The 23,490-nt window shown below is 58.8% G+C and carries 18 protein-coding genes; 9 read left to right on the forward strand and 9 right to left on the reverse strand.

Going from position 1 to position 23,490, the window contains the following annotated elements; genetic code table 11:
• Positions 1-3 precede the first annotated feature (3 nt).
• The 4 genes from Q1B40_RS03130 to Q1B40_RS03145 all read left to right on the forward strand — a co-directional run bounded on the left by Q1B40_RS03130 (position 4) and on the right by Q1B40_RS03145 (position 5,554).
• On the forward strand, positions 4-1,185 hold the full coding sequence (locus tag Q1B40_RS03130; protein WP_299809882.1) for an acyl-CoA dehydrogenase family protein: 1,182 nt from the start codon (positions 4-6) through the stop codon (positions 1,183-1,185).
• A gap of 3 nt (positions 1,186-1,188) precedes the next feature.
• Positions 1,189-2,097: an amino acid--[acyl-carrier-protein] ligase gene (locus tag Q1B40_RS03135; protein ID WP_299812511.1), complete on the forward strand. Its 909-nt coding sequence runs from the start codon at positions 1,189-1,191 to the stop codon at positions 2,095-2,097.
• A 16-nt stretch (positions 2,098-2,113) separates the two neighbouring features.
• On the forward strand, positions 2,114-3,136 hold the full coding sequence (locus tag Q1B40_RS03140; protein ID WP_299809885.1) for a DUF1839 family protein: 1,023 nt from the start codon (positions 2,114-2,116) through the stop codon (positions 3,134-3,136).
• 69 nt (positions 3,137-3,205) lie between these two features.
• Positions 3,206-5,554 (forward strand): glycoside hydrolase family 2 protein, encoded by a 2,349-nt coding sequence (locus Q1B40_RS03145; RefSeq protein WP_299809888.1) that lies wholly within the window; start codon positions 3,206-3,208, stop codon positions 5,552-5,554.
• 16 nt (positions 5,555-5,570) lie between these two features.
• On the opposite strand, the gene Q1B40_RS03150 is transcribed toward Q1B40_RS03145, so the two are convergent.
• From Q1B40_RS03150 to Q1B40_RS03160, 3 genes are all read right to left on the reverse strand, one after another.
• Positions 5,571-7,343 (reverse strand): alpha/beta hydrolase, encoded by a 1,773-nt coding sequence (locus Q1B40_RS03150; RefSeq protein WP_299809890.1) that lies wholly within the window; start codon positions 7,341-7,343, stop codon positions 5,571-5,573.
• Between the two features lie 14 nt (positions 7,344-7,357).
• A complete protein-coding gene (locus tag Q1B40_RS03155) occupies positions 7,358-8,860 on the reverse strand; it encodes a lipopolysaccharide biosynthesis protein (protein WP_299809893.1) in 1,503 nt (500 codons plus the stop codon).
• A 243-nt stretch (positions 8,861-9,103) separates the two neighbouring features.
• The gene (locus Q1B40_RS03160) at positions 9,104-10,303 is read right to left on the reverse strand and encodes a glycosyltransferase (protein WP_299809898.1); all 1,200 of its coding nucleotides are present in this window, start codon (positions 10,301-10,303) and stop codon (positions 9,104-9,106) included.
• Between the two features lie 243 nt (positions 10,304-10,546).
• On the opposite strand from Q1B40_RS03160, the gene Q1B40_RS03165 reads away from it, so the two are divergent.
• Together Q1B40_RS03165 and Q1B40_RS03170 are read left to right on the forward strand one after the other, a co-directional pair.
• Entirely contained in the window at positions 10,547-11,656 is a 1,110-nt protein-coding gene (locus Q1B40_RS03165) for a polysaccharide deacetylase family protein (RefSeq protein ID WP_299809901.1), read from the forward strand.
• 126 nt (positions 11,657-11,782) lie between these two features.
• Positions 11,783-12,841 carry a glycosyltransferase family 4 protein gene (locus Q1B40_RS03170; protein ID WP_299812513.1) on the forward strand — a complete coding sequence of 353 codons (1,059 nt, stop codon included), beginning with the start codon at positions 11,783-11,785 and terminating at the stop codon, positions 12,839-12,841.
• A 39-nt stretch (positions 12,842-12,880) separates the two neighbouring features.
• Here the strand turns inward: Q1B40_RS03170 and Q1B40_RS03175 are convergent, their stop codons facing one another.
• From Q1B40_RS03175 to Q1B40_RS03185, 3 genes are all read right to left on the reverse strand, one after another.
• On the reverse strand, positions 12,881-13,957 hold the full coding sequence (locus Q1B40_RS03175) for a glycoside hydrolase family 5 protein (protein WP_299809903.1): 1,077 nt from the start codon (positions 13,955-13,957) through the stop codon (positions 12,881-12,883).
• A 269-nt stretch (positions 13,958-14,226) separates the two neighbouring features.
• Positions 14,227-15,489: a UDP-phosphate alpha N-acetylglucosaminyltransferase gene (locus Q1B40_RS03180; protein WP_299809905.1), complete on the reverse strand. Its 1,263-nt coding sequence runs from the start codon at positions 15,487-15,489 to the stop codon at positions 14,227-14,229.
• Positions 15,476-17,539: a GumC family protein gene (locus Q1B40_RS03185; protein WP_299809907.1), complete on the reverse strand. Its 2,064-nt coding sequence runs from the start codon at positions 17,537-17,539 to the stop codon at positions 15,476-15,478. The genes Q1B40_RS03180 and Q1B40_RS03185 overlap by 14 nt, the downstream gene beginning before the upstream one ends.
• A gap of 349 nt (positions 17,540-17,888) precedes the next feature.
• Here Q1B40_RS03185 and Q1B40_RS03190 point away from each other — a divergent pair, with 349 nt between their 5' ends.
• Positions 17,889-18,671, forward strand: coding sequence for a WecB/TagA/CpsF family glycosyltransferase (locus tag Q1B40_RS03190; protein WP_299809909.1), 783 nt, complete (start codon positions 17,889-17,891; stop codon positions 18,669-18,671).
• A gap of 13 nt (positions 18,672-18,684) precedes the next feature.
• On the opposite strand, the gene Q1B40_RS03195 is transcribed toward Q1B40_RS03190, so the two are convergent.
• Positions 18,685-19,446 carry a cobalt-precorrin-6A reductase gene (locus Q1B40_RS03195; RefSeq protein WP_299809911.1) on the reverse strand — a complete coding sequence of 254 codons (762 nt, stop codon included), beginning with the start codon at positions 19,444-19,446 and terminating at the stop codon, positions 18,685-18,687.
• Positions 19,430-20,530: a cobalt-precorrin-5B (C(1))-methyltransferase gene (locus Q1B40_RS03200; protein ID WP_299809913.1), complete on the reverse strand. Its 1,101-nt coding sequence runs from the start codon at positions 20,528-20,530 to the stop codon at positions 19,430-19,432. Before Q1B40_RS03200 ends, Q1B40_RS03195 begins: the two co-directional genes overlap by 17 nt.
• 110 nt (positions 20,531-20,640) lie before the next feature.
• On the opposite strand from Q1B40_RS03200, the gene cobA reads away from it, so the two are divergent.
• Both cobA and Q1B40_RS03210 read left to right on the forward strand, forming a co-directional pair.
• Positions 20,641-21,507: a uroporphyrinogen-III C-methyltransferase gene (gene cobA, locus Q1B40_RS03205; protein ID WP_299809915.1), complete on the forward strand. Its 867-nt coding sequence runs from the start codon at positions 20,641-20,643 to the stop codon at positions 21,505-21,507.
• The gene (locus tag Q1B40_RS03210; RefSeq protein WP_299809917.1) at positions 21,497-22,822 is read left to right on the forward strand and encodes a cobyrinate a,c-diamide synthase; all 1,326 of its coding nucleotides are present in this window, start codon (positions 21,497-21,499) and stop codon (positions 22,820-22,822) included. Before cobA ends, Q1B40_RS03210 begins: the two co-directional genes overlap by 11 nt.
• A 27-nt stretch (positions 22,823-22,849) precedes the next feature.
• Here the strand turns inward: Q1B40_RS03210 and Q1B40_RS03215 are convergent, their stop codons facing one another.
• Entirely contained in the window at positions 22,850-23,479 is a 630-nt protein-coding gene (locus Q1B40_RS03215; RefSeq protein ID WP_299809919.1) for a class I SAM-dependent methyltransferase, read from the reverse strand.
• Positions 23,480-23,490 lie beyond the last annotated feature (11 nt).

Here is a 23,490-nt window from a genome sequence, read left to right on the forward strand (position 1 = left end):
TCGATGACCGCTGCCAGCAAGATCACCGCTCTGGCTCTGACAGACCGGGCCAAACGCGCCGCCAAGGTCGCTGCCGAATTTGCCGATCGGGTCGATACCGAGGGCCGGTTCCCCGCCGAGGGCATGGAAGCGCTGAAAGCCGAGCGGCTGCTGGGCATCATGATCCGTCCGGAGTTCGGCGGCGAGGGGGCAAGCCTCACCGAAGTCGCCAATGTCTGCGCGATCCTCGGCCAGGCCTGCGCCGCCACCGCCATGACCTACGCCATGCACCAGATCCAGATCGCGAGCCTTGCCGATTACGCGCCGGGTAGCAACTGGCATGAGGCGTTCCAGAAACGGATCTGCGACGACCAGCTCCTGATTGCCTCCGCGACCAGTGAAGCGGGCATTGGCGGCAACCTTCGCAACTCGCTGTGTGCGACCGAGGTCGAGGGGGACATTGTCCGCCTGACCAAGGATGCCACCGTGATCTCCTACGGCGCCAAGGCCGATGCCATCATGGTCACCTCCCGCCGTCATCCGGACGCCGCCCATTCCGATCAGGTCGCGACGATTTTCCTGAAGGATCAATACACGCTCGAGCAGACCAGCAAATGGGACACGCTCGGCATGCGCGGCACCTGTTCCGACGGCTATATCTTCAAGGCGGAAGCGCCCGCCGAACAGATCCTGCCGCGTCCCTTCGCCGAGATTGCCGCCCAGTCCATGCTGGCCGTGTCTCACCTGTTGTGGGGTGCGCTCTGGTACGGGATCGCCGCGGATGCGGTGGCGCGCGCCCAGAGCTTCGTCAAGGCCGCCGCGCGCAAGACGCCGGGTCAGGTGCCTCCCGGCGCACTGCGCCTCGCCGAGGCCTCAAGCCTGTTGCAACTGGTCAAGGCCAATGTGGTCGCCGGCCTCAAGCAGTTCGAGGGCGCCAAGGGCGACGGCGATGCGCTGAACGCGATGAGTTTCTCGGTCGCCATGAACAACATCAAGATCGGCACCTCGCAGACCATCCTGACGATCATCAACCACTGCATGCTGATCTGCGGCATTGCCGGATACAAGAACGGCACGCCTTTCAGCCTCGGCCGGCATCTGCGCGATGCCCATTCCGCCCAGTTGATGATTTCCAACGACCGCATTCTGGGCAACACGTCGACAATGCTGCTGGTCAACAAGCAAGACACAAGCCTTTTGGGGTAAATGATGGACGCGCAAGTCTCTTTTCTGGATCAGCTCTTCTCCAAAGGGGTGCTGCACGATAGCGGTGTCGACGGTCTTTATGCCCGCAGCGGTGAATTCGAGGATGTTATTTCGAGGTTCGAAACCTTCGCGCTTTCCTACGGCAAGGACGAGATTTCCGAAGCCATGGTCTTCCCGCCCGGCATGACCATGCAGGATTTCGAAACCAGCGGTTACATGAAGAGCTTCCCCCAGCTGGCGGGAACGGTTCATGCCTTTTGTGGCAACGATCACGACCATATGGGTCTGTTGCAATGTATGGCCGCCGGCGAGGACTGGTCGAAGGGCCAGAAACCGACCCAGGTCGCGCTCACGCCTGCCGCCTGCTATCCGCTTTACCCGATCCTCTCCCGGCGGGGTCCTCTGGCGGAGGAGGGGGCTTATGTCGCTCTTCAGTCCTACTGTTTCCGGCACGAACCTTCCAAGGATCCGGCGCGGATGCAGATGTTCCGCCAGCGCGAATATGTACGTGTCGGCTCCGCGGACCAGACCATGGCTTTCCGGGAAACCTGGAAGAAGCGCGGCCAGGACATGATGCAACGGCTGGAGCTGCCGCATTACGTCGATGTCGCCAACGATCCTTTTTTCGGCCGCGCCGGCAAGATCATGGCGTCAGGTCAGCGCGAACAGGAACTGAAGTTCGAAATGCTGGTGCCGATCACCTCGCAGGAAAATCCGACCGCCTGCATGAGCTTCAACTATCACATGGACAATTTCGGCAAGGCCTGGGACATCCGTCAGGCGGACGGCGCTCCCGCGCACACCGCTTGTGTCGGCTTCGGTCTCGAGCGGATTGCCCTCGCTCTTTTCCGCCATCACGGCTTCGACACGGCCAGTTGGCCTGAAGGCGTCAGATCGGCCCTTTGGGGCTGAGAGGATCGAGCACCCCATGACGCAAGCCGTCTTTGACACTTTGAGTGCAGACACCTACGTGCGCAGCCCGCTGCATGCGCAGGAGCGCGACTGGCCCGAGACCAACTGCTATCTTGATGTCTGGATCGAGGTTCTGCCGTCGCTCGGCCTGCCGCCGGAAGCCTGCCTTGCCTATTCGCTCACCCAGGACTTCGAAGGCGATCAGTTCACCTTCTTCAAGGTTCCTCTGGAGGATCTGGAAGCGCTCTATGGCCTGAAGGTCACCGAACTGGCGATCTACGACCGGGTGGAAAACCACGTTCAGCAGCAGATCGAACGCGGCCGCCTGTCGCTGGTCGAGGTGGACAGCTATTTCCTGCCCGACACACAGGGCGTCGGCTACCACGCGACCCACGGCAAGACGACCGTCGCCGTCAACCGGATGGACTTCGAAAACCGGACGATGGACTATTTCCACGGCCTCGGCCTGCACCGTCTGGAAGGCGACGATTTCGACGGCGTGTTCCAGCGCGGCGCGCATGCCGGCCCAATGCCGTTCCTGCCCTACACCGAGTTCGTGAAATTCCCCGACAGGCTGCCGTCGCAGCAGCATATTCTGGCTGTTTCCGAGGATCTGTTGCGCCATCACCTGAAGCGCAGGCCGGCCGAAAATCCGGTGGCGGCATTCGCCGCGGTGTTCCCGGCGCAGGTCGAGAAGGTGAGCGAGCGCGCGTTCGATTTCTTCCATCTTTATGCCTTCAATACGCTGCGCCAGCTCGGCGCCAATTTCGAGCTGTTTTCCTCATATCTGGACTGGTTGACTGCGCAGGGACGGCCCGGACTTGCCGAAGCCGCTGTCGAGGCCAAGGCGATTTCCACCACCTGCAAGACGGTTCAGTTCAAGCTGGCCAGGGCGGTGATGCGCAAGAAGTTCCAGGGGCTTGACGAAAGTCTGCTTCCGGCGGTGACCGCCTGGGACAGCCTGATGAGCCATCTTGACCGGCACTATGGTGACGGCGAGGCAAGCCTTGCGCCCGTGGTCAGCGCAGCCGAGGCCTGAATGGCCGATTTAGCCGCAGCGCAATGGACCGTCGCGCTAAGTTCGCCTGGCTCTGAAGAGGCCGGGGACATGCGATTGCAAGACGTTCCGGCGAAAGTTCCCGGAACGGTCGCCTCAGCCCTTGCCGCCGCCGGTCTTTACGATCCTGAAAATCCGCACCCGCTGCATGACAGGGACGCCTGGTACCGGACGGAATTCGACGCCGAACCGGGCCGCTACCGGCTGGCGTTCGACGGCCTTGCGACGATCACCGAAGTCTGGCTGAACGGCGAACGTCTTCTGGACAGCCGGAACATGTTCCGAAGATATGAGGCTGAAGCCGAGCTGTCGGAAAGCAACAGACTGGAAATCTGCTTCCGGGCGCTGGAACCGCATCTGAACGCCAGGGGGCCGCGCGCCCGCTGGAAGCCGCAACTGGCGACCTCGCAGGGCTTGCGCCTGATCCGCACCACGCTTCTGGGCCACATGCCCGGCTGGTGCCCGGAGATACACGCCGTCGGCCCCTATCGGCCGATCCGGATTGAACCGGCTGACGCGCCCCGGATCACCGGCACGCACATCCTCGCCGATCTCGCTCCGGACGGCAGCGCAACCCTCACGGTGTCACTGAAACTCGAAAACGCCGGCGGTACGCCCGAGCTGTCCTGTGCGGGAACCACAGCCGAAATGATCCGGCAGGAGGACGGCCGCTGGACGGCGGTGCTGAGACCGGCTGATGTCACCGCCTGGATGCCGCACACCCATGGCACGCCTGCGCTGTATGATGTCTCTGTAAAAGAGGGTGACCAGCGGTTTTCCCTCGGAAAAACCGGCTTCCGCCGCCTGGACGTCGATCACGGCCTGGACGGCAAGGGGTTCGGCCTGAAGGTCAACGGTGTGTCCGTTTTCTGCCGTGGCGCCGTGTGGACCTGTGCCGATCTGCTCAACCTGCCCGGCGATGCGGACAGCTACCGGCCGCTTCTGGAAGCGGCCCGCGACGCAGGCATGAACATGCTGCGCATCGGCGGCACCATGCTCTACGAGACCAGGGCATTTTTCGACATTTGCGACGATCTGGGCCTGCTGATCTGGCAGGATTTCCAGTTCGCCAATTACGACTACCCGGTCAAGGACGAGGCGTTCGTCCAGGAGGTTCGCGCCGAGGTCCACGACCAACTTGCCAAAACCCAAGGGAGCCCGTCGCTGGCTGTTCTGTGCGGAGGCAGCGAGATCTATCAGCAGGGGGCCATGATGGGCCTGCCGGAAGAGCGCTGGAAAGGTCCGCTGTGCGAGGAAATCCTGCCGGAACTGGCTGGCCGCCTCCGGCCCGACGTGCCTTACGTGCCGAATGCGCCATCAGGTGGCGTGCTGCCGTTTTCACCTGGAGAAGGCATCGCCCACTACTACGGCGTCGGTGCCTATCTGCGCCCGCTGGAGGACGCTCGCCGCGCCAATGTCCGCTTCGCCGCCGAGTGCCTGGCTTTTTCCAACATCCCCGAACAGCGCAGCCTCGACGAAGGCCTGCCTGGCATCAAACCCGGGCACGATCCGCGCTGGAAAGCGCGTGTCCCGCGCGATCGCGGCGCGGGCTGGGACTTCGAGGATGTCCGCGACCACTATCTGAAAACGCTATACGGGATCGACCCGGCAGCCCTGCGCTACGGCGATCCGGATCGTTACCTCGATCTCGGCAGGGCGGTGACCGGCGAGCTCATGGAACAGACATTTGCCGAATGGCGGCGCGAAGGCTCCTCCTGTCAGGGGGCGCTGGTCTGGACCTTCCAGGATCTCGCCATGGGAGCGGGCTGGGGTGTGATCGACGCGGCCGGCAGGCCGAAGCCGGCCTTCTACGCCCTGAAGCGGGCCTTCCGTCCTCTTCAGGTCTCGCTCACCGACGAAGGCACCGGCGGCCTTGCCATTCATGTCATCAACGAAAGACCCGAGGAAAAGCAGGTCACGCTCTCGCTTGAGTGCCTGCGGGACGGTCAGGTGCCGGTGGTCTCGGGACGAAAGGATCTGATCCTCAACCCGCACAGCATGCAGTCCCTCAACGCGGTTGAGCTGATCGGTGCGTTCTTCGACGTCACCTATGCCTACCGCTTCGGCCCGCCCTCGCATGATGTGACAGCGGTGAGGATGCTGGACACGGAGACAGGTGAAGTCCTGGCCGAGACGTTTCATTTTCCGGACCGTTTTGATCGTGGGCTGCATCAGCTGGAGATCAGGTCGGAGTTAAGCAGAAGCCGGACAGGGCTTTTTCAATTGGAAATTGAGACGGACCGGCTAATCAGGTTCGTGCAGATCAACTGCGATACGCATCAGCCGGAGGAGAACTGGTTCCCTCTTGCTCCCGGCGCCAAAAAGAAGATCGGTTTGCAGCCAACCGCCGGATCTGGCGCTCTTGATGAGCCCCCAAAGTGTCAGGTCTCAGTGCTTTAACGCGACAGGCTACAACTCATGACTGGCTGCGCGTTGCCGTCGATTGAAGTGAGTGCGCGGCCTTGAGAAGCAGATCCGTAAGGGCATGACGCGCGTGGTCTGGCATCAGGCAATGATCCGAGTCCCCAATGGTGCTGTAGGAAATATTTCGAAACTGAGAAAAAGCTTCAAACTTGGGCCCGAAATGGACTTTGAGCAGGTTGATGCTTTCATCTCCAAGGGTACAGAAAATGTGAACGGGGATATTTCGATCTCGTAGCGTTTCGAACATATCCAAAGCTTCGAGCCTCATTCTACCAAGGCTGGTCATGCGCGGAAAGAAAGGCGTGATCTTTTCCGCGGTCCTTTGTTTGAGCAGCCTTGCGATGCCGAGCGATGCAGCGCGGATATTGATCTGTCCTTTGAATAGCCTCTTGAATATTTGAGGGTCGAGGAGGCGTTTTTTGTATTCTTCGGTCGATCTGTGACCCATATATTTCAAGTTGACCGGAACTTTCGGATCCCAGATATATTTCAGTTGGTTCACGAGTATCAGTTGGCGAACCCTTTGATCGCGCGCGGCTAAATGAAACGCCGAGTAGGCACTGCTGCAACGGCCGACCAGCGTTATGGGGCCCTCGAACCGGGCTGCCGCAAAATCAACGATGTTTTTAAAATCCTGGATTGAGGTTTCGGAATAGAGGGTTTCCTCGCCCGCAGGTAGGTCCGGATAGCTGTCACCGGTGTTCGAACCATCAAAGCGGATGGATATGGCGCCCGCCTCGGCCAGAGCCCGGGCCGCGGTCACGGAATCCCGCGCCAGACCGCCGTGATGATCATACCCGCCAGTGTTACCGAAAATAAAAACTGGAGCATCTGGCGAGCAGGACACCGGGCGTGTCGTGACCGTCAGCAACTTCTTTTTCCTGGTCTCGACAAATGCAGCTGTTTCAGTAAAGTTGTCTGCCGTCAGAACCGGAGGATATTTGTCGGCGTTGACGGGAGCCGGAAAACTTTTCCGCGCAGGTTGCGTTTCTCTCATCCAACCAAGACAGCTTTCGATCAGGTCGAAGGGCACTTTCGAAGTCAATACCTCCGCTGTCAGGTCCTCGAACTCGTGAAATTCTTTAACTGTAACATGTCTCGACCGCGCCTTTAGATCTTTAGCGTAGCTGCAGTCGCTCTTGTTCTTTCCTCTGGAAAAGAACAAGAGCGGAATTTGTGTCAGTGTGGCCGGATCGTCCAGCTTCTTGCGCGACACATCTTCCGCGACTTTTCCGGGCATCACGTTTCCCAGAACGGATGTCTTTCTGGTATCCAGAAGGTTGAGCGGAATATGCTCCGTCTCGTAAAGCATCTTGGCGAGAAGGTTTATTTCCCGGATATATCGGCGCCCGTTGACGATGGGCGCAGCGATGATGGCCCCCGACAAATCATGCCGCCTCCCGGCCAACTCATGAGACACAACGGCACCGAGGCCCAATCCGAAGACCACGATCCTTTCACAGCCGGAGATGTCCTTCAGAACATCAGCACTTTTTTCGGCTCCCCGCACCCAGTCTTCAAGGCCTTCATCCGCATCGGGATCGAGCGAGTCGACAGTTCCTGAATAGTCGAAGCGCAAAGTGGGATAACCGGACGCGGCCAGGACGTCGGCCAGGGTGCGGTAGAACTTTCTGCAACAGACCTCGTCGCGCCCCCAGGGGCGGCAAAGCAGGACACCTGTCTCACACCGGACTCTGCCCACCGGATAAGATACGAGTGCCGAAAGGCCTTCATAGGCAACTGGGCACGTATCGGTTTCAGACATTAAACTTCCTCAATTCAGTTCCGGGGAGTTGCCCCCAGAACGGCAATCACAGGCTTCACTAGGGCTCTGAAACGCGTTGGAGTGTAGGTATTGAGCGCGGTTCCGACTATTTCCAGTTCTTCGCCCGGAATGGATTTCGTGATCCTGAGTGCGATCAAATAGACGACGGCTGCCACCGGTATCGCAAGTAGCACACCGGAGAGCCCGCCCAACTCCGCCAGAACGAGGTAGGCGCATAGCGCGCAGGCCAGCCCGGAAACAAGAGTTCTTGCCAGCGAGTTGAGATTGATATTCAGGCCAAGACGGGTGTGGCAGTGATAAATCAGCCAGAGGAACGTTGCTAAACCTGTAGCGCCCCTGATCAATGCCGCTGCCAGACCGCCGAACATCGGCGTAAAAATCAGGTTCAGAGTTATCAGGATGAATGCGGCCAATCCATTGATATAAAGAATTTTTCTGTCTTTTTCGAAGGCGAGCATCGCGGAAAGGGGGACAGAGGAAAGAGCCGGTGGCAAGGAGAAGAGCACAAGAGTGTACGCTACGGGGATTGCAGGCAAGAAGTCACTTCCGTATGCCAGCGGAATAAGCTCCGGCATGATTACGGCTCCTCCCAAGCTGACAGGCAACAGCAGTAGTGTGAGCCACCTTATCGAGCGGTCGTAGGAAACCTTCAGTTGCTCGGTGGCACCATCGTCAAAGAACTTGCCAAAGCTTGGGGTCAGGCCTGCGGCCAAATAGAGAGAAAGCTGGAGAATCAGACTGGAAAATGTCACCCCGGCCGCAAAATAACCCACTTCGACGACGGTAAAAAAGTAGCCGATGAACAAGAGTTCGACGCGTGTCTTGACCAAAGTGTCGAGCAGGACGGATATCCAGTTGCTTTGACCATATCTGACCATCTGGTCCGTGATCTCGACATCCGCAGTGCCGGATTTGGATCTGTAATCCCTCAAACCCACAGCTTGGGGAACGTAGCGCGCGAGATAGCCCAGCATCGCGCCCGCAGGCCCCAGGAAAAAAGCACCTGCAATCGTGGTGGGAATTTGCAGGGCGCATCCGATCGCGGTCTTCTGAGCGGTTCTATGAAAGTGCCCAAGACCATGGTCGGCAGCGACTACGAAATGGCCTTGAGCGTAAGCAAGGCAAATGAGCCCGGCAATCGCCCAGACGAACGCGTTGTTTATGTCGATCGTGAAATAATCATAGAGGCCGTAAAGCAGAAAGCTGAAGCAGACTATCAGAACGAGGCGGATATATTTCCTGTAGAGCTGTGTCACAAGGCCGGTCTGATCTTCCGGCGTTTCTTTTTTGCGTGAGATGTACCGCAATATGATTGCGGGAATTCCCCTGCCGGCCACAATGGCTCCGGTGATCGCCACCCATGACGCCAAGGCGGTCAGCCCCGTACCTTCTGCTCCGAGCAGGCGGGCAATCACGATAGAGCAGAAAAAACCCGCAATCATCGACATAAGCCCGGACGCGGAAACAAAGAAACTCGCACTGAGAATGGACTGCATCACTTACCCCGGAGCCTGTATGTCAGGCTCTTAGTCGAAGGCCGATTGGCCATGGGTTTTTTAGCGGGAACATCTTAAGAATTGATACTTGCTCCGGACAGGCTTTCAGGCAATCAATTTCTAGAAACAAAAAAGGGGGCTTGTGCAAGCACTGCCGCCCTTAAGTGATGTGCGCAAAACGGTCAGTTTACGACCAGGCTCAGCTGTTCTGTATGTCGGCCCGAGGACGCAGCCCGGCCAGTTTCATACCGGACCTTTGTTACGATCTACCGCGGCACCCAGCGCTTGCGTATAGGCTGTGCCTATCCTGGAAGCCCTGTAGTCATCTGCGCTGGAAAGAGCACCTCTGGAGAAGGCTTCGTACATCTGCGGGGCTGAGGCTATCTGCCACAAGGCGTTCTTGAGAGCGAGAGGGTCCTGTGGAGGCACATGAAGGCCGTTGATGCCCGGAACGATGGTTTCGGCAATTCCGCCCAGACTGGAGCCGATGACTGGAATCGCGTGAGAAAAGGCCTCCACGGCAACCCTTCCGAACGCTTCGCGACCGATCGAAGGAAACGCCAGCAGGTCGATCTGCGGAAAGAAAATTTCCGGCTCGATCCAGCCAAGAAATTTTGTCGTTCGAGCCGGAAAACGGGCCCGAACCTCCTCGGCAAAGGCATCGCGGCCAGTTCCCGCAATGTAAAACTCAAGAGGGTATTCCTTCGGAAGTAGCCGCACGGCTTCCGCAAGGACATCTATTCCCTTGAATTGCGTATGCGCGCCTATGAAGCCAATACGGAACGGCCGGCCGGCTGGATAGGATCTAGCCATCATCGCGCACTCGTCGGGAATGGCACCCGGAATACGTTGTGGCACGGCATTGCGGAAATAGCCCTCTTTCAAGTGGCGTTGAAGGATATCGTCGGATTCGCCTATCGCCAGATCCACGAATCTGGAGAAAAAAAGTTTCCCGATGGCGGTCAGGCGGCAGCTCCCGCATTGCCTGTCGCATGCGTGCCCGGATTTTTGCATAACACCTTTCCAGCAGAGCAGAAATGCGCTGCGGATCGTATGAGCAACCGGTAGCCCTAGCGATTTTGCGGCTGCCCAAGTCGCCACATTGATGTTCTCGATGCTGTCCGTCAAAACGATATCGGGATTGAAGCTTTGTATTTCCCGCCGCATGAAGCTGTAGGCACGCGGATTTCCGTTTTCCAGCATGTGCCAGCATGCTTTTTTCCAGCTCGGTCGGGGCAAGTGATAGTTCCAATAGAGATTGAGCGGTTTTATCCGATGGACCGGAATGCCCTGATAGGTCTCAAACTTCTCTTCATCGCTGGCATTTACGACCCGAACGTCGTGCCCTTCGTTTTTAAGAAGCGTTGCGACCACGAGAGCGGAAACAGGTCCCCCGCCGTCGACAAAGGGTGGGAATGCTGCGCACGGCATCAAAATTCGCATGGACGACAGAGTCTCTCAACCGGTTGTAGGAAATCGCATAACCTGAATGAAACGTTGCCTGAAATTTGTTACACAAGTGTATGCTGAATTATTTTTTCCGATCGGGCGCATTTTTGGTTTATTTGGCAAAAAAGTATTTAGAAAATAGCTTTAGAGCATGGTTCTGATATCTGAAAATGTAGTAAGAGCATTGGAAAAGATATTAAATATATAAGAGAAAAACATAAGGTCTTGTAAAATAGCATGAATGTGGACTTGCTACCCGCCAAAAACTCTGGAGATCGAAGCTTTTCGGAAGTTTCGCTACGCTTGTCCGCCGGGGCCAAGGCGCGGGGCCAGATAAAAGCACTTGGACTGAAATCTGTCGCCAAAAGCGGTCTCGCCACCCTCGTGGGTAAAGTTTACGGCGGTAAGGGCGTCATCCTGATGTTTCACGAGTTCACACACTGCCTGAGGAAAAAGCTGGGCAGTGGATGTCACGTGGATGACTTCGAGGCGATTCTACGCAGCCTCCGGAGGAGCGGGCGCGATATCGTCAGCCTGTCCGAGGCGGTTCACAGGATAGAGGATCCGGCAAGCCGGCCGTTTGCGGTTCTGACCTTTGATGACGGCTACCTGTGCAATACTGAACTGGCCTTACCGATCATGGAACGATACGAGGCGCCCGCAGCTATTTTTGTGCCGACGGAGGCCATTACCAGGACGATCAATGCTTGGTGGCTGGGTTTACGCGATATCGTTCAGAAAAATGACAGCGTGGATTTTGCGCCTATGAAAACCCGGTTCCTTTGCCCGGACTATGCAAGCAAGGTTGCGACGCTTCGCCATCTCGTGGCCTGGGTTTGGGAAGATTTCCACCGTGCCGATATGCTTGAAGAGGTATTCAGGGAAAATGGCGCTTCTCTTCCGGATCTGGCTGAAGAATTCTTCATGACTGAAAATCAGATGATCGAGGCCGACCGGCATCCCTTGATCGAGATCGCCGCGCATACGACGACACACCGGGCGTTGGGGCTGTTGTCCGAGGAAGAGGTGCGGCGGGATATAGGGGACAATAAGGAATTCCTGGAAGAAAGGCTTGAGCGCGACGTGCCTCACTTCGCATTTCCCTACGGTCGTCCGTCGCTGACGGGCCGCCGTGAAGCCGGCATCGCAAAGGAATTCGGGTTTCAAACCTCCGTTACAACAGATCCCGGGTGCCTTTTCCCCCAGCATGGGGATGAGCTTCATATGCTTCCAAGGGATGACGGCGAGTATGCGGGCGACGGCTATACAACTGCGGTATGCTCCATGAACGGAGTGTTCAGGGCAATCTCCAGCCGCGGTGGATCGCCTGTGGTAAATTGCTCCTGATTTGATCACTGAATTATCGCTGCGAAAGACTTTCCGTTGCTGGCTAACCTTGAAAATGTTTCAGTAGTGCATGTGGTACGCCAGTTCGCGCCAATGGTCGGCGGGCTGGAGGATTTCGTTCTGCAAATGGTAAGGCAGCAAGCTGGTCGGTTCCCCGGCGTGCGGGTTGTCACGCTCGATCGTCTGTTCGTTCAGCCGGACCTGTATCTGCCCCGGGACGAGGTCATTGACGGCGTTCCGGTGCTCCGGATCCCTTACTGGGGCAGCAGCCGGTATCCGCTTGCACCTTCTGTCTGGTCCAGTCTGGCAGGTGCGGACCTTGTTCATGTACACGGCGTCGATTTCTTCTTCGATGCGCTTGCCGTCTCCAAGCCGATCCATCGTTGCAAGCTCGTTGCGACAACACATGGCGGCTTCTTTCACACCGATGCCTATTTACAATTGAAAAAGATCTGGCTGAATACCGCGACGCGGCTGTCTGCGTCGCAATATGACGGCATTGCATGTTGTTCGGACAATGACCTGGCGCTGTTTCAGAAAATAGCGCCAAACAGAGTGCGCCTGATTGAAAACGGTGTCGATCTCGACAAGTTCAAAGGCGGATCGGCCCTCCAACCGGCTAAGAGACTGGTCACGATCGGTCGGTTTTCCACGAACAAGCGATTGGACAGGCTGCTGCAGGTCGTTCAGCATTTGACGAGGATCGATTCAGACTGGCATCTGGACATTATAGGTGCTCCATCTGATCTGACCGTCGAGGGCCTTCAGGAAATGATTTCCGGGCTCGGTTTGAAAAACAATGTTTCCCTTCACATAAAGGTTCCCGACAGCCGCGTTCGAGAAATCATGTCGCGATGCAGCCTGTTCGTCAGTGCATCTGAATACGAGGGATTTGGCATTGCGATGATCGAAGCTCTGAGTGCAGGTTTGATACCGGTCGTGGCGGCAAATAAGGCTTTCCAGGCGCTGGCGCACAAGCATTCCATGGTCCGGCTTGCGGATTTTGCGGATCCTGCGCGGGCGGCTGGCAGCATCATTGCCGCCAAGGGTGGGCTTGACGAAACTCCGGGACTGCGCGAAGCCGCAATGGTTTCTGCGGCTCAACACGGCTGGGAGAGCGCAATTCGCCGCTATGATGAATTGTACCAGGATGTTCTATTCACCGAGAATTTCAAGGGTGAATAGGCGAAGTCGGCAAGGGTCGAGCACCCGGAAAACGTCTTGTCACCGCGCGCACTGCGAGGAATTGCCTTTGGGAAGCAGGTAGGGCAGGAGCGCCCGCATTTGAGGTTTGTCTATTTTTCCGACCGGTTGAAGGGACAACGGGTAGTCTCCCCACCATTCGCCCGCCGCCCATGCAGTCCATCCAATCCAGATGGTGTGATGACGGTTTACGTAGTCCGCGACTGTCATCAGACCGGTCAGGCACTCGGGTGATGTCGACGCACCGAATTCACCCAGAAAACCTCTGAAGCTGTTCCGGTCCAGCCACTCTGTGACTTTTTTCAGGGCCAGAATGGCATCGTCTACGCGAGAACAATTGTTCTTCGTGCCTGAGAAGTCACTATCCATGTACTGGTGAAACTCGAAAGCCAAATTGTCTGCCGGGTCTGAGATTTGTTCAAACAGCTGCGCATTTGAGCCCCCCTCCTGCTCGTCGAACCAATGTGAGGCCCCGGTCCACATGTTACCGGGAATCAGAACAAGATTTTCGGCATTTGCCTGGCGAATTGCTGCAAGGGCTTCCTGGGCCGCATCGAACCAGACCTTCGATGGAATGTCGGCGGGTTCGTTCATCACCCCGAAGACAACTTCATTATTGCCCGCGAAATGATGCGCAAGACGACCCCAGAAATCCGCTAGCGCCTTTGCAGGCACCTCCCCGGCACCGATTTTCTGCCCCCTGAATGACGCATAATTGTGAGGATCCAAAACGACGGAGAGACCCCTGATGTTTGCACGTTTGACTGTGTCCTGAAGGCGTGCGAGCTCGGCGGCGTCAAGATCAGTAAAGAGGTACGGTTGCAGCCGTTCCCAGAGAAAGGGGAGGCGAATTGCGTTCATATGCCTGGATACAGCCCAATCCAGGGTACCATCGGACGGGTAGATATAGGCGGTTTCGTAGATTCCTTCAGCATCGCCATATTCACCTCCTGAAACGTTGACGCCGCGCAGGCAGCCAATCTCTTCCGCCTGCAGCATCGAGGACATGATTATGATGGCAGCCAGAGCTGCGATTACTGCCGCAAAAAACCGTGCGTGTCGCTTTTCGGACGGGCAGTAAGGAAAAACCAGTATCATTCAGCCAATACTCACGCTTTGGGGGGGGCTTGCGGATGGCAATGCTATGTTCCGGAGTAACTGAATGTAAACGTCGTTTTCCCGCCTTCCATTATAATGCCATATTGTGCGACAGGTGCAAAAGAGAGAGCTCAAATCCGTGTCATCGCCAATGACTCTCATCGTTGTTCGGCACACTTCCTACCGAACAGCGTCAAATCACGATCAGACAAGTACTTGCTGTTGTCGGTTCGTATCTGAACGGGTCGGATAGACTCATATGCCGTGGGTCAGATCTTTTGAGAACCATTCGTTCCGGTGCAGCTCCGAAACGTCCCCATGGCATCGGCGGCACCGGCCGCAATCCAGAAGAGCGCCGCCATTTTGATGGAGTAAAACGAATTTGAAACGGTCATGAGCAGAGAGATATATGTGATCGCAAGGGCCTTGAATTGCAGGGCTTTCGGATTGTTGTAAGGGGCAAACACAAAAAGAGACCACAAGGCAAGCAGCCCGATCCCGCCGATCTGCACGATGGAATATGCAAAGCCATTGTCCGCAAGAATAGGACCAAAGGCCTGAACCCCGAAGAACGCTTCCATCGTGACATATTGCAACAGCTGGCTGGCGCGCAGAAGTCTGCCGGTGAAATCGTCCTCCCAGATGATTTGCGACGACCAGCCGCCATAAAGCGCAAGGGCCAGGACAATGAGCAACGGAAGCGGCCACCAGAGAATTCTTGGGATGATGAGCCCGGCTGCAGCCGCGGCAAAAAGTGCGAAAGAAACGAACATTCCGAATCGGGCGTCGGGCATCACGATGGCGATGAAGGCGGCAACGAACATCAGGACCCGATAGCGCATGCCGGAGCGAAAGAGAGCCCAAAGGCATAAAAATGCGCCGAAGTTACCCATGGTGACTGGTTCCAGAAACACGGAAGATGCGCGCAGAGTTCCAAGAAAGTTAAGGAAATTCCGGCCTTCGAGACGGGTGCTGGAAATGAAGAGGTTCGATCCTTCGACGAAGTTCGAACCCGCTTCAAGCGTGCCGCGGGCCACGTAGTAACCAAAGATATCGATGAATTGCGTATAGAGCTCCAGAAAGAAGAATTCGAAAAAGCCGATAGCGAGAATGAGTATGGCACTTAACCAGATAAGCCTGTCGGCGTCCTCGATACGGCGAAATTTTCTGCCGATGAAGTAGAACACGATGGGTATCAGGAAGTCTCTTATCGCCTTGAGATCGAGTTCCGGCCGCAGCGCCAGGATGAAGGCCATGTAGCTTATGTAGATGGCCAGAATGACATAGAGCGCGGCGTTTCTGCTGAGCGCGAGCAGAAGAGCGGCTCCCAGCAACGCCATCTCCGCCAGAATGACATGGCTCTCGGAAATTGTGAAAACGTTCGAGTTGACGAACGCGAGCATCAGATTGAACGTCAGCGTTCCGAAGGCGATCAGATAGACCGCGTTCAGCCAAAGGCGGTAGCGGTCCCGGTCGCGCTCGCCGAGCGCCCTGGAAAGCTCCCGGCGGTCAAGGGTGTTATAGGACAACATTCCCGATAATCCGGTCCTGCCAGGGTTCCAGGTAGGCGAGGGTCCGCTTGCAATCTTGCATGCTGATGCCATCGAGCGCCGTGATCAGTATGATGGTGTCGCAGTGGCGCAGCAGCACCGGCAGCAGCGGGCTCTTGTCGATATTGCCCGCGTCGACCAGGAGAAAAGCTTCGTTCGCAGTGTTCAGATCGCCGCTCGAGGCATATTTCCGGCGTGGGTTGATCTGTTCGACCTGCAGGTATTTGCTGAGCCCCGAGTGGCCGGGCAGGTCAGGTTGCCGGTCCTGGTTTTCGGGCGATCCGCTGGCACCCCCGGCACCTCCGGAGAGCTTGGCGGTGAGCCGGTTGAGCAAACCCGGGTTGCCGTTTTCAGAGAGCGCGGGTGTCTGACGAGCGGGCTGCTCGTGCCCCGTGGTATGCGCGAACAGCACCTCCTGCCCCATCTCGTGCAGCTCTTCTGCAACCTTGCGGGTAAACTTGAAGGTGTCGCCTGTTTCCCCGATGGAAAGCACCAGGATATTGGCCGACCTGCTATCGGGAAGGCTCTGCCGGATTGCATAGGCAACGCGGGTCTGGGCAATACCCTGCAGCGAGGAACTTGATGTCCTGCCGCCGAACAGGCCTTTCAAAGGCCGGAATGAGCCGGAACGGTCGCCGGTTTCATTCAGCTTGGCGAGAATTGGAATGCCCGTTTCGGCAACCAGTTGCCGTTCGGATGCGACCGGCCCCTTGAGAATGGCAAGCCCGAGAATGCCTGCCGCGGCAGTCATGAAGCCGAAAACCATGGCCGCCGCCAGCACGATGCTGCCGCGCGGTCCGTTCGGAGAAGAAGGGACAGTCGCGGTGGACAGGATGCGCGAGGAATTGGTGTCCAGTTCGGGCAGTTCTTCCAGCTCCCGCGCCCGCTTCAGGAAGGCATCGTAGACCGCGCGGCTGGCATCCGCGTCGCTCTGCAGCTGCCGCAGTTCAATGAGCGCCTGACCCTGGGTGGTGTTTTGCGACTGAAGATACTCCGACTGCCGTTCCAGGGCGTCGAGCGTTGCCTGCGCCTGCTCGTACTGGCTGCGGACGTTGGTCTTGATCCTCTGCAGCTCGTCCTGGATCTGGCGTTTGGTGTTGTTCACCTGGGAACGGAGTTCAAGCAGGGTGGGGTGGTTGGCACCGAGTGTGGTTGCCGCTTCGGCTTCCTGCTGGGCTGCGCGCGCATATTGTACGCGCAGGGAGTTCAGAACGGAATCGGAGGCACTTTGAGGCAGTGCGCCCGATTCCACGTCGACAAGCGTAAGCGGGGCAATTCGCTCGTTGGTGGCCTTGGCGCGCTCCAGTTCGACCCGGGCTTCGGTGATCTGCGTGTTGAGCGATTCGATCTGCTGATCGACAATACTGCCGCCGCTGGTGCTGATGAGCCCCTGGCTGGCCTTGTAGGCCTCTATCGCGGCTTCGGCCTGATCGACACGGGTGCGGAGCTGGCTCGCCTGTTTGGTCAGGGAGGTGCTGGCCCGACCAAGGGATTCAGCCCGGCTGCTCTGGATCTGCTCGATATAGGCCGTCGCGGTCTCGTTGGCGATCGCCGCGGCGAGCTGTGCGTCCGGATGCGTTACCTGGATCAGAAAGACCAGCGACTGGTTGAGCCGCACGACCTCCAGGATATCCCTCAGGATTGCGAGCGTTTCTTCGCGGGCTTCGCTCGACGAGCGCGTATTGGTGGCAGACCCGAGCAGCCTCCTCAGCAGCCCGGGCCGCTTGAACGTGGGGGAATCGTCGAGATTGAGATTGTTGGCGACCTGGTTCAGGACGGGTGAGGAAAGAATGATGTAGGCCTGACTCAAGAGGTCCATGCCCTGCAGCGACTGGTTGGCAACTGTACCGGCGGGGTCGTTCTGGATCACCTGCACGCTTTCCGGCTGGATGATCAGCTCCGCACTCGTCCGGTATTGCGGTGTCTTGAGCGCCAGAAATACAACGGCAAGAGCGGCAAACAGAATGGGAAAAGCGATCAGCCAGATGATATGGCGTCTCAGGATCGCAGGGATGTCCAGGATATCAATCATGTTCGCGTCTGTTGTGCCTTGTTGCAGGCTGCTCTGTGGCCCGCATTATCTTGCCTGCGGAAAAGGTCGAAATTCCCACGCGTGGCGCCAATCGCGCAGCGACCGTCCGAGTATATTCGTAAACAAACATGTTTAACGCATCGCAAACGGTCTGTGTCGCAAACGTGATTATCACTTGAAACTGGTTTGAATTGGGCAATAGTCCCACCGGCGTTGCCGTTACGGTCGCGCCAGCACCATCATGATGATCCCGTCAGCTCCGACCTTGCACGATCATGGTGCAATTCCTTCCAAGGGTCGGGTATCTTGCATGAAAATCGGAATGGCCACGGAAGTTGGATCTTGAGCTTTGATAAACAGCGCTGAACCGCAATCTGCGTCTGAAATCGACCGCACCGAGATTGGCCCGTTCGCCATCGCGTGCCTGACATCGGAAGATTTCATTGCACGTGTCCGGGCAGCCGTCCGTCGGCGGAGCCAACTCGATATCGCGATCTGCAATGCCCACACCATCCTGACGGCGCTGGACGATCCGGGCTACGCTGACACCCTGCAGCAGATGACCCTTCTGAACGACGGTGTCGGCATCGGACTCGCAAGCCGGTTTCTGGGGGGACGAAGCTTTCCGGAAAACCTCAACGGCACGGATCTCGTTCCTCGATTGCTGAGGGATATCGATGTGCCGTTGCGCCTGTATCTTCTCGGGGCAGGGGAGCCGCAGGTCCTGGGGGCCAAAGCGCATCTGGAAGCCGTCTATCCGCAGCATCAAGTCGTCGGCTATCGCAACGGCTATTTCGAAGACAAGGATGTCGCCGGCATCCGCGCGGATATCAGCGGGTCCGGAGCGGATCTGCTCCTGGTCGCCATGGGCAATCCGCGTCAGGAGATCTTCATCACCCGCAATCGTTCTGAGCTGAAAGTACCGGTGGCGATCGGTGTCGGCGCGCTGTTCGACTTCATGTCGGGTTCCGTTGTTCGCGCACCGAAACTTGTCCGGGCGGTCGGCCTCGAGTGGCTGTTCCGGCTGCTTCAGGAACCGCGCCGCCTGTTCCGCCGCTACATCATCGGAATTCCGCGCTTTCTGGCCCTGCTGGTAAAACTGAAATTCCGCCGGATTGCCGGCAGGTCCTGATTGCGCTCAGCCCCTAGATGCTCTTGGAGAGATACGGCTGAAGGCAGCGTATCAACCCGGCGACACTGTCCGCGCTCGGTGCTTCCGGCAGGTCGGGCCGCCGGACCATGATGACCGGCAGGCCGAGGTGCCTGGCCGCCTTGATCTTGGCGCTGGAGCGTTTGCCGCCGCTGTTCTTGGTGACGACATGCGTGATCCGCCGGTCCTTGAAGAGAGCGATTTCCTTTTCCGCCAGTTTCGGCGGGCGGGACAGGATCAGTTCCCAGTGATCCGGTAGCACTGCCTCGGGTGGTTCGATCATGCGGACAACGGCATGGATATCCGGTCGCCGCGTGAAACAGCCGATGTCCTTCCGGCCGATTGCCAGAAACGCGCGGGCATCGGAGGGCAGGGCCGAGGCCGCTTCTTCCATGGAGGCGGCATTCACCCAGATATCCCCCTCGACCGGCACCCATCCCTGGCGCTCAAGCCGGAGCAGAGGAATATCGGTCGATGTTGCCGCCGCCACCGCGTTGCAGCTCATCTGTGCCGCGAACGGATGAGTGGCATCGACAATCACCGAAACAGCCTCCCCGATCAGGTAGTTGGAGAGGCCTTCGACCCCGCCAAAGCCGCCGACACGCACCGGAACGCCGGGATCGGGCAGGTCGCGCACCACGCCCGCATAGGACGCCGTGATCCGGGTCTTTGGGAACGTTTCCGCCAGCGCGCCGGCAAGCAGGCGCGCCTCCCGGGTGCCTGCAAGCAGGAGAATGTGATCAGGCTTGGCTGTCAAAACCGCATTCTCCCAGCACCTTGCCCTCGCGGTCCGTGATCAGCACTTCCACCGCAACCGGTGCCTCCTTGAGGATACCGCGGACGGCGGTTTTCGTCTTTTTGGCCAGAGCGTTACTGAGGCCGATCCCCGCTTCAAGCGAATGATCAAGCACTTCCTTGGCCGTGTTGGCGGACCCGGCCGCTGAAATCATCGCAGCCGGCGCATCGCATTCCCTCAAGAGTTCCTGAAGAAACCAGAAGTTTACGGAACTGCGAGCGGAGTGGAGATCCAGCGCCCCCTGTGCCAGTTTGGAAAACTTGGCGAAGCCGCCAGCAAGCGTCAGCTTGTCGATCGGATGGTGGCGCAGATATTTCAAGAGACCACCGGCAAAATCTCCCATGTCCAGATAGGCAGCGTCCGGCAAGTCGTAGCGGCTGCGGATTGCGTCTTCCGAGGCAGCGCCCGTCGCCCCGGCGACATGGGTCAGTCCGATGGCCCGGGCGACATCGACGCCGCGATGGATCGAGGCGATCCAGGACGCACAGGAAAACGGCCGCACGATGCCTGTCGTCCCGAGTACGGAAAGACCGCCGGCGATACCGAGGCGCGGGTTCATTGTCTTCAGCGCAAGCGCCGCGCCTCCCTCGATGGAAATCTCGATCTCGACATCGCCGGAAGCGTCATGGAGGCAGGCGACTTCATCGATCGCTGTCTGCATCATCCGGCGCGGCACCGGATTGATCGCGGGTTCGCCGGGAGGAATAGGCAGGCCAGGAAGCGTGACGGTGCCCACGCCTTCACCCGCCTTGAAATGCACCCCGTCGCCCTTGCCAAGCAGGCGGACTGTCGAGGAGATGAGCGCCCCATGGGTAACATCGGGGTCGTCACCGGCGTCCTTGGTGATCGTCGCCGTGGCTTCTTCCGCCGAGTGGCTGTGCCGGGTCAGCACGAAACTTGCGGTTCCGCCCTTGGGCAGCGTGATCTCCACGGGATCGGGAAACGCGCCGGTCAGAAGCGCGGTGTAGGCGGCCTTTGCCGCCGCCGTGGCGCAGGCGCCCGTCGTCCACCCGCGCCGAAGCTCTTTTGGCTCAACAATCGACATGATCCCTCTATAGCGAATGTCGCGCGGCTTTGCGCTGAAATGTCGTTTTCGGCGTGTTCCGCATCGCGGAATCGCTTGGCGCTTGCCGCTCAGCCGGGTAAACAGGACCCATGAACGGCAATGAAAGCAACATCACTGTGCCTGCCGGCCTGCCGGAATTCGAGCCCGGCTGGGTGTGGCTTGCTGGCGCAGGTCCTGGAGACCCGGGCCTGTTGACCCTGCACGCCCTGAACGGTCTGCGGCAGGCCGACGTGATCGTCTACGATGCGCTTGTCGACCAAAGTATTCTCAGCTGGGCAAAACCCGGCGCGGTGACCGACTATGCCGGCAAGCGCGGCGGCAAGCCGAGCCCCCAGCAGCGCGACATAACCCTGAAGCTGATCGACCACGCCCGCAAGGGCAAACGGGTTCTGCGTCTCAAAGGGGGCGATCCGTTCGTGTTCGGCCGGGGCGGCGAAGAAGCGCTGGGCCTGGTTGCGGCAGGCGTGCCGTTTCGGGTCATCCCCGGGATCACCGCCGGCATCGGCGGCCTGGCTTACGCGGGCATCCCGGCAACCCATAGGGACTGCAACCAGGCGGTCACCTTTCTCACCGGCCATGACCAGACCGGCCTGACGCCGGACGCGGTCAATTGGGACGGCATTGCAAAGGGCTCGCCGGTGATCGTCATGTACATGGCGATGAAGCATCTGGAAGCCATAGCCGGCAAACTGATTGCCGGTGGACGGTCTGTGGATGAGCCTGTGGGTATCGTGTGCAATGCGTCCCTGGCCGGTCAACGGGTTCTGGAGACGACCCTGGGCCGCTGTTTCGAAGACGCGGCCGAGGCGAAGCTGGAGCCGCCGGCAATCGTCTGTGTCGGCGAAGTGGTCCGTCTGCGCAGCGGGCTCGACTGGCTCGGCGCACTCTCCGGAAAGGAGTTGATCTCCGATCCGCTCGGGCTTCGGGCAGACCGGCAGACGGCTGATGCCGGGTAAACTGAACGTGAAGGAAGCAAAAGGACTGCTGGTCGCCGCGCCTTCCTCCGGAGCCGGCAAGACAACGCTGACGCTTGCGCTGCTCCGCGCGCTGAAAAACGCCGGCCGCTCCGTTGCCTCGGCCAAGTCCGGCCCGGATTATATTGATCCGAAATTTCACGAGGCGGCCAGCGGCAGTCCCTGCATCAATCTCGATGCCTGGGCGATGACCGGCGAAACGCTGCGCGCGCTCGCCCACCATCAGGCACAGGGACATGATCTTCTGCTCGTGGAGGGGGCCATGGGCCTGTTCGATGGCGCGGCCAACGGTACCGGCTCGGCGGCCGATCTCGCGGTGGCTCTGGGGTTGCCGGTGGTGCTGGTCGTCGATTGCGCCAGACAGGCGCAATCCATCGCGGCTCTGGTTCACGGCTTTGCCGGTTTCCGAGAAGACGTGCGCCTTGCTGGTGTGATCCTCAACCGGGTTGGCAGTGCCCGGCACGAAAAGATGCTGCGCTCTGCCCTGGAACCGTTGAAGGTGGATGTTCTCGGAGCTCTGCCGCGCTCCGATGATCTGATCTTGCCGGAACGCCATCTGGGTCTCGTCCAGGCGGGCGAACATCCGGATTTGGAAGCCTTTCTGGACCGGGCAGCGGTGCTATGCGCGCGGCATGTCGATATCGCGCGGTTGGCGGAGACTGCGGGCGGCCTGACGCCGGAGCATGGTGACGGCTTGTGTCTTCCCCCGCCGCCGGGACAGAATATCGCCATTGCCCGCGACGTGGCGTTCGCTTTTGCCTATCCGCATCTTTTGGAGCACTGGCATCGTGCAGGCGCCGGTCTTTCGTTCTTCTCCCCGCTGGCGGACGAAGCCCCGGCCCCGGATGCCGACGCGATTTGTCTGCCCGGAGGCTATCCTGAACTTCATGCTGCGCGGCTCAGCGCTGCCAGGCGTTTCAGGGACGGCATGAAAGGCGCTGCGGACGCCGGAAAGCTGATCTACGGTGAGTGCGGCGGCTACATGACCCTTGGTGCCGGTCTCGTCGATGCGGACGGTGCCCGCCATCAGATGCTCGGTCTGCTGCCGCTTGAAACCTCCTTCAAGACCCGCAAACGTCACCTCGGTTACCGCAGGCTCGAACCGCTGGCCGGATTGCCCTGGAACGGCGCATTGACGGCGCATGAATTCCACTATGCGTCCATCGTCTCCGAAGGGGCGGCGGATCGGCTCTTTCGCGCGCGGGATGCGGAAGGAGTGGCGCTTTCAGATATGGGTCTGCGGCGCGGATCGGTCATGGGGTCCTTCGGGCATGTGATCGCGGCTGCCCCAGGTTAAGCAGATCTACCTCAAGCCGGATCAGCCCTAAACGACCTCCAGCACGACAAGCTGGCAGAAGATGTCTTCCTTGGTGTGATACGGGCTGTGGGTGATCTCCACCGTCTTCGTTCGGCCGTCCGTTTCAAGTTGCCCGACCTTGGCCTTGAACCCGTCCGTCTCCCATGCACTGTCGCGCACGGTCAGAACGACAGGCGCGCCTGGCCTGGTGATCCGGATGAGTTCATCGATCCCATCGGGGCCCACATGGCCGTTGGTGAAGACGCCGGCGCTGACCACGCCGTCATAGCTATCGTCGTCGATATCCTCAAGCCGTGCGCTCATGTCCGCTTCGCTCAGCTTGCGGTAAACTTCCTTGCGGCGGGACACCTCCAGCATTTCCGGTGTCAGGTCGATCCCGTCAACGCTCAGATTTTGCTTGCGCTTGATGAGTTCGATGCCTACCAGCCCGGTACCGCAACCGGCATCAAGGATAGTCGCCGTATCGGACACGCGCCGGCAGAGAGCTTCCGCGGTGATTTGCGGTGCCACATAACCGATGTCGAGCAGCAGGTCGCTGTCGTAGCTGTCCGACCAGTTCTTGTAGAAGTCCCGGATCGCGTCGGGGTCACCGCCAAGGGTGACCGACTGTTTCAGCAACGGGTTTTCAGCGCTCATGCCTGCCTCTT

Source organism: uncultured Roseibium sp. (genome assembly GCF_947496995.1).
Classification (GTDB): domain Bacteria; phylum Pseudomonadota; class Alphaproteobacteria; order Rhizobiales; family Stappiaceae; genus Roseibium.

What these genes read in the sequence shown, in the direction of transcription:
- Q1B40_RS03170 (WP_299812513.1), top strand. Translation starts at nt 11,783, where the DNA reads ATGGTAAGGCAGCAAGCTGGTCGGTTCCCCGGCGTGCGGGTTGTCACG.
- Q1B40_RS03145 (WP_299809888.1), top strand. Translation starts at nt 3,206, where the DNA reads ATGCGATTGCAAGACGTTCCGGCGAAAGTTCCCGGAACGGTCGCCTCA.
- Q1B40_RS03175 (WP_299809903.1), bottom strand. Translation starts at nt 13,957, where the DNA reads ATGATACTGGTTTTTCCTTACTGCCCGTCCGAAAAGCGACACGCACGG.
- Q1B40_RS03155 (WP_299809893.1), bottom strand. Translation starts at nt 8,860, where the DNA reads ATGCAGTCCATTCTCAGTGCGAGTTTCTTTGTTTCCGCGTCCGGGCTT.
- Q1B40_RS03130 (WP_299809882.1), top strand. Translation starts at nt 4, where the DNA reads ATGACCGCTGCCAGCAAGATCACCGCTCTGGCTCTGACAGACCGGGCC.
- Q1B40_RS03160 (WP_299809898.1), bottom strand. Translation starts at nt 10,303, where the DNA reads ATGCGAATTTTGATGCCGTGCGCAGCATTCCCACCCTTTGTCGACGGC.
- Q1B40_RS03215 (WP_299809919.1), bottom strand. Translation starts at nt 23,479, where the DNA reads ATGAGCGCTGAAAACCCGTTGCTGAAACAGTCGGTCACCCTTGGCGGT.
- Q1B40_RS03135 (WP_299812511.1), top strand. Translation starts at nt 1,189, where the DNA reads ATGGACGCGCAAGTCTCTTTTCTGGATCAGCTCTTCTCCAAAGGGGTG.
- Q1B40_RS03210 (WP_299809917.1), top strand. Translation starts at nt 21,497, where the DNA reads ATGCCGGGTAAACTGAACGTGAAGGAAGCAAAAGGACTGCTGGTCGCC.
- Q1B40_RS03185 (WP_299809907.1), bottom strand. Translation starts at nt 17,539, where the DNA reads ATGATTGATATCCTGGACATCCCTGCGATCCTGAGACGCCATATCATC.
- Q1B40_RS03165 (WP_299809901.1), top strand. Translation starts at nt 10,547, where the DNA reads ATGAATGTGGACTTGCTACCCGCCAAAAACTCTGGAGATCGAAGCTTT.
- cobA (WP_299809915.1), top strand. Translation starts at nt 20,641, where the DNA reads ATGAACGGCAATGAAAGCAACATCACTGTGCCTGCCGGCCTGCCGGAA.
- Q1B40_RS03180 (WP_299809905.1), bottom strand. Translation starts at nt 15,489, where the DNA reads ATGTTGTCCTATAACACCCTTGACCGCCGGGAGCTTTCCAGGGCGCTC.
- Q1B40_RS03200 (WP_299809913.1), bottom strand. Translation starts at nt 20,530, where the DNA reads ATGTCGATTGTTGAGCCAAAAGAGCTTCGGCGCGGGTGGACGACGGGC.
- Q1B40_RS03140 (WP_299809885.1), top strand. Translation starts at nt 2,114, where the DNA reads ATGACGCAAGCCGTCTTTGACACTTTGAGTGCAGACACCTACGTGCGC.
- Q1B40_RS03150 (WP_299809890.1), bottom strand. Translation starts at nt 7,343, where the DNA reads ATGTCTGAAACCGATACGTGCCCAGTTGCCTATGAAGGCCTTTCGGCA.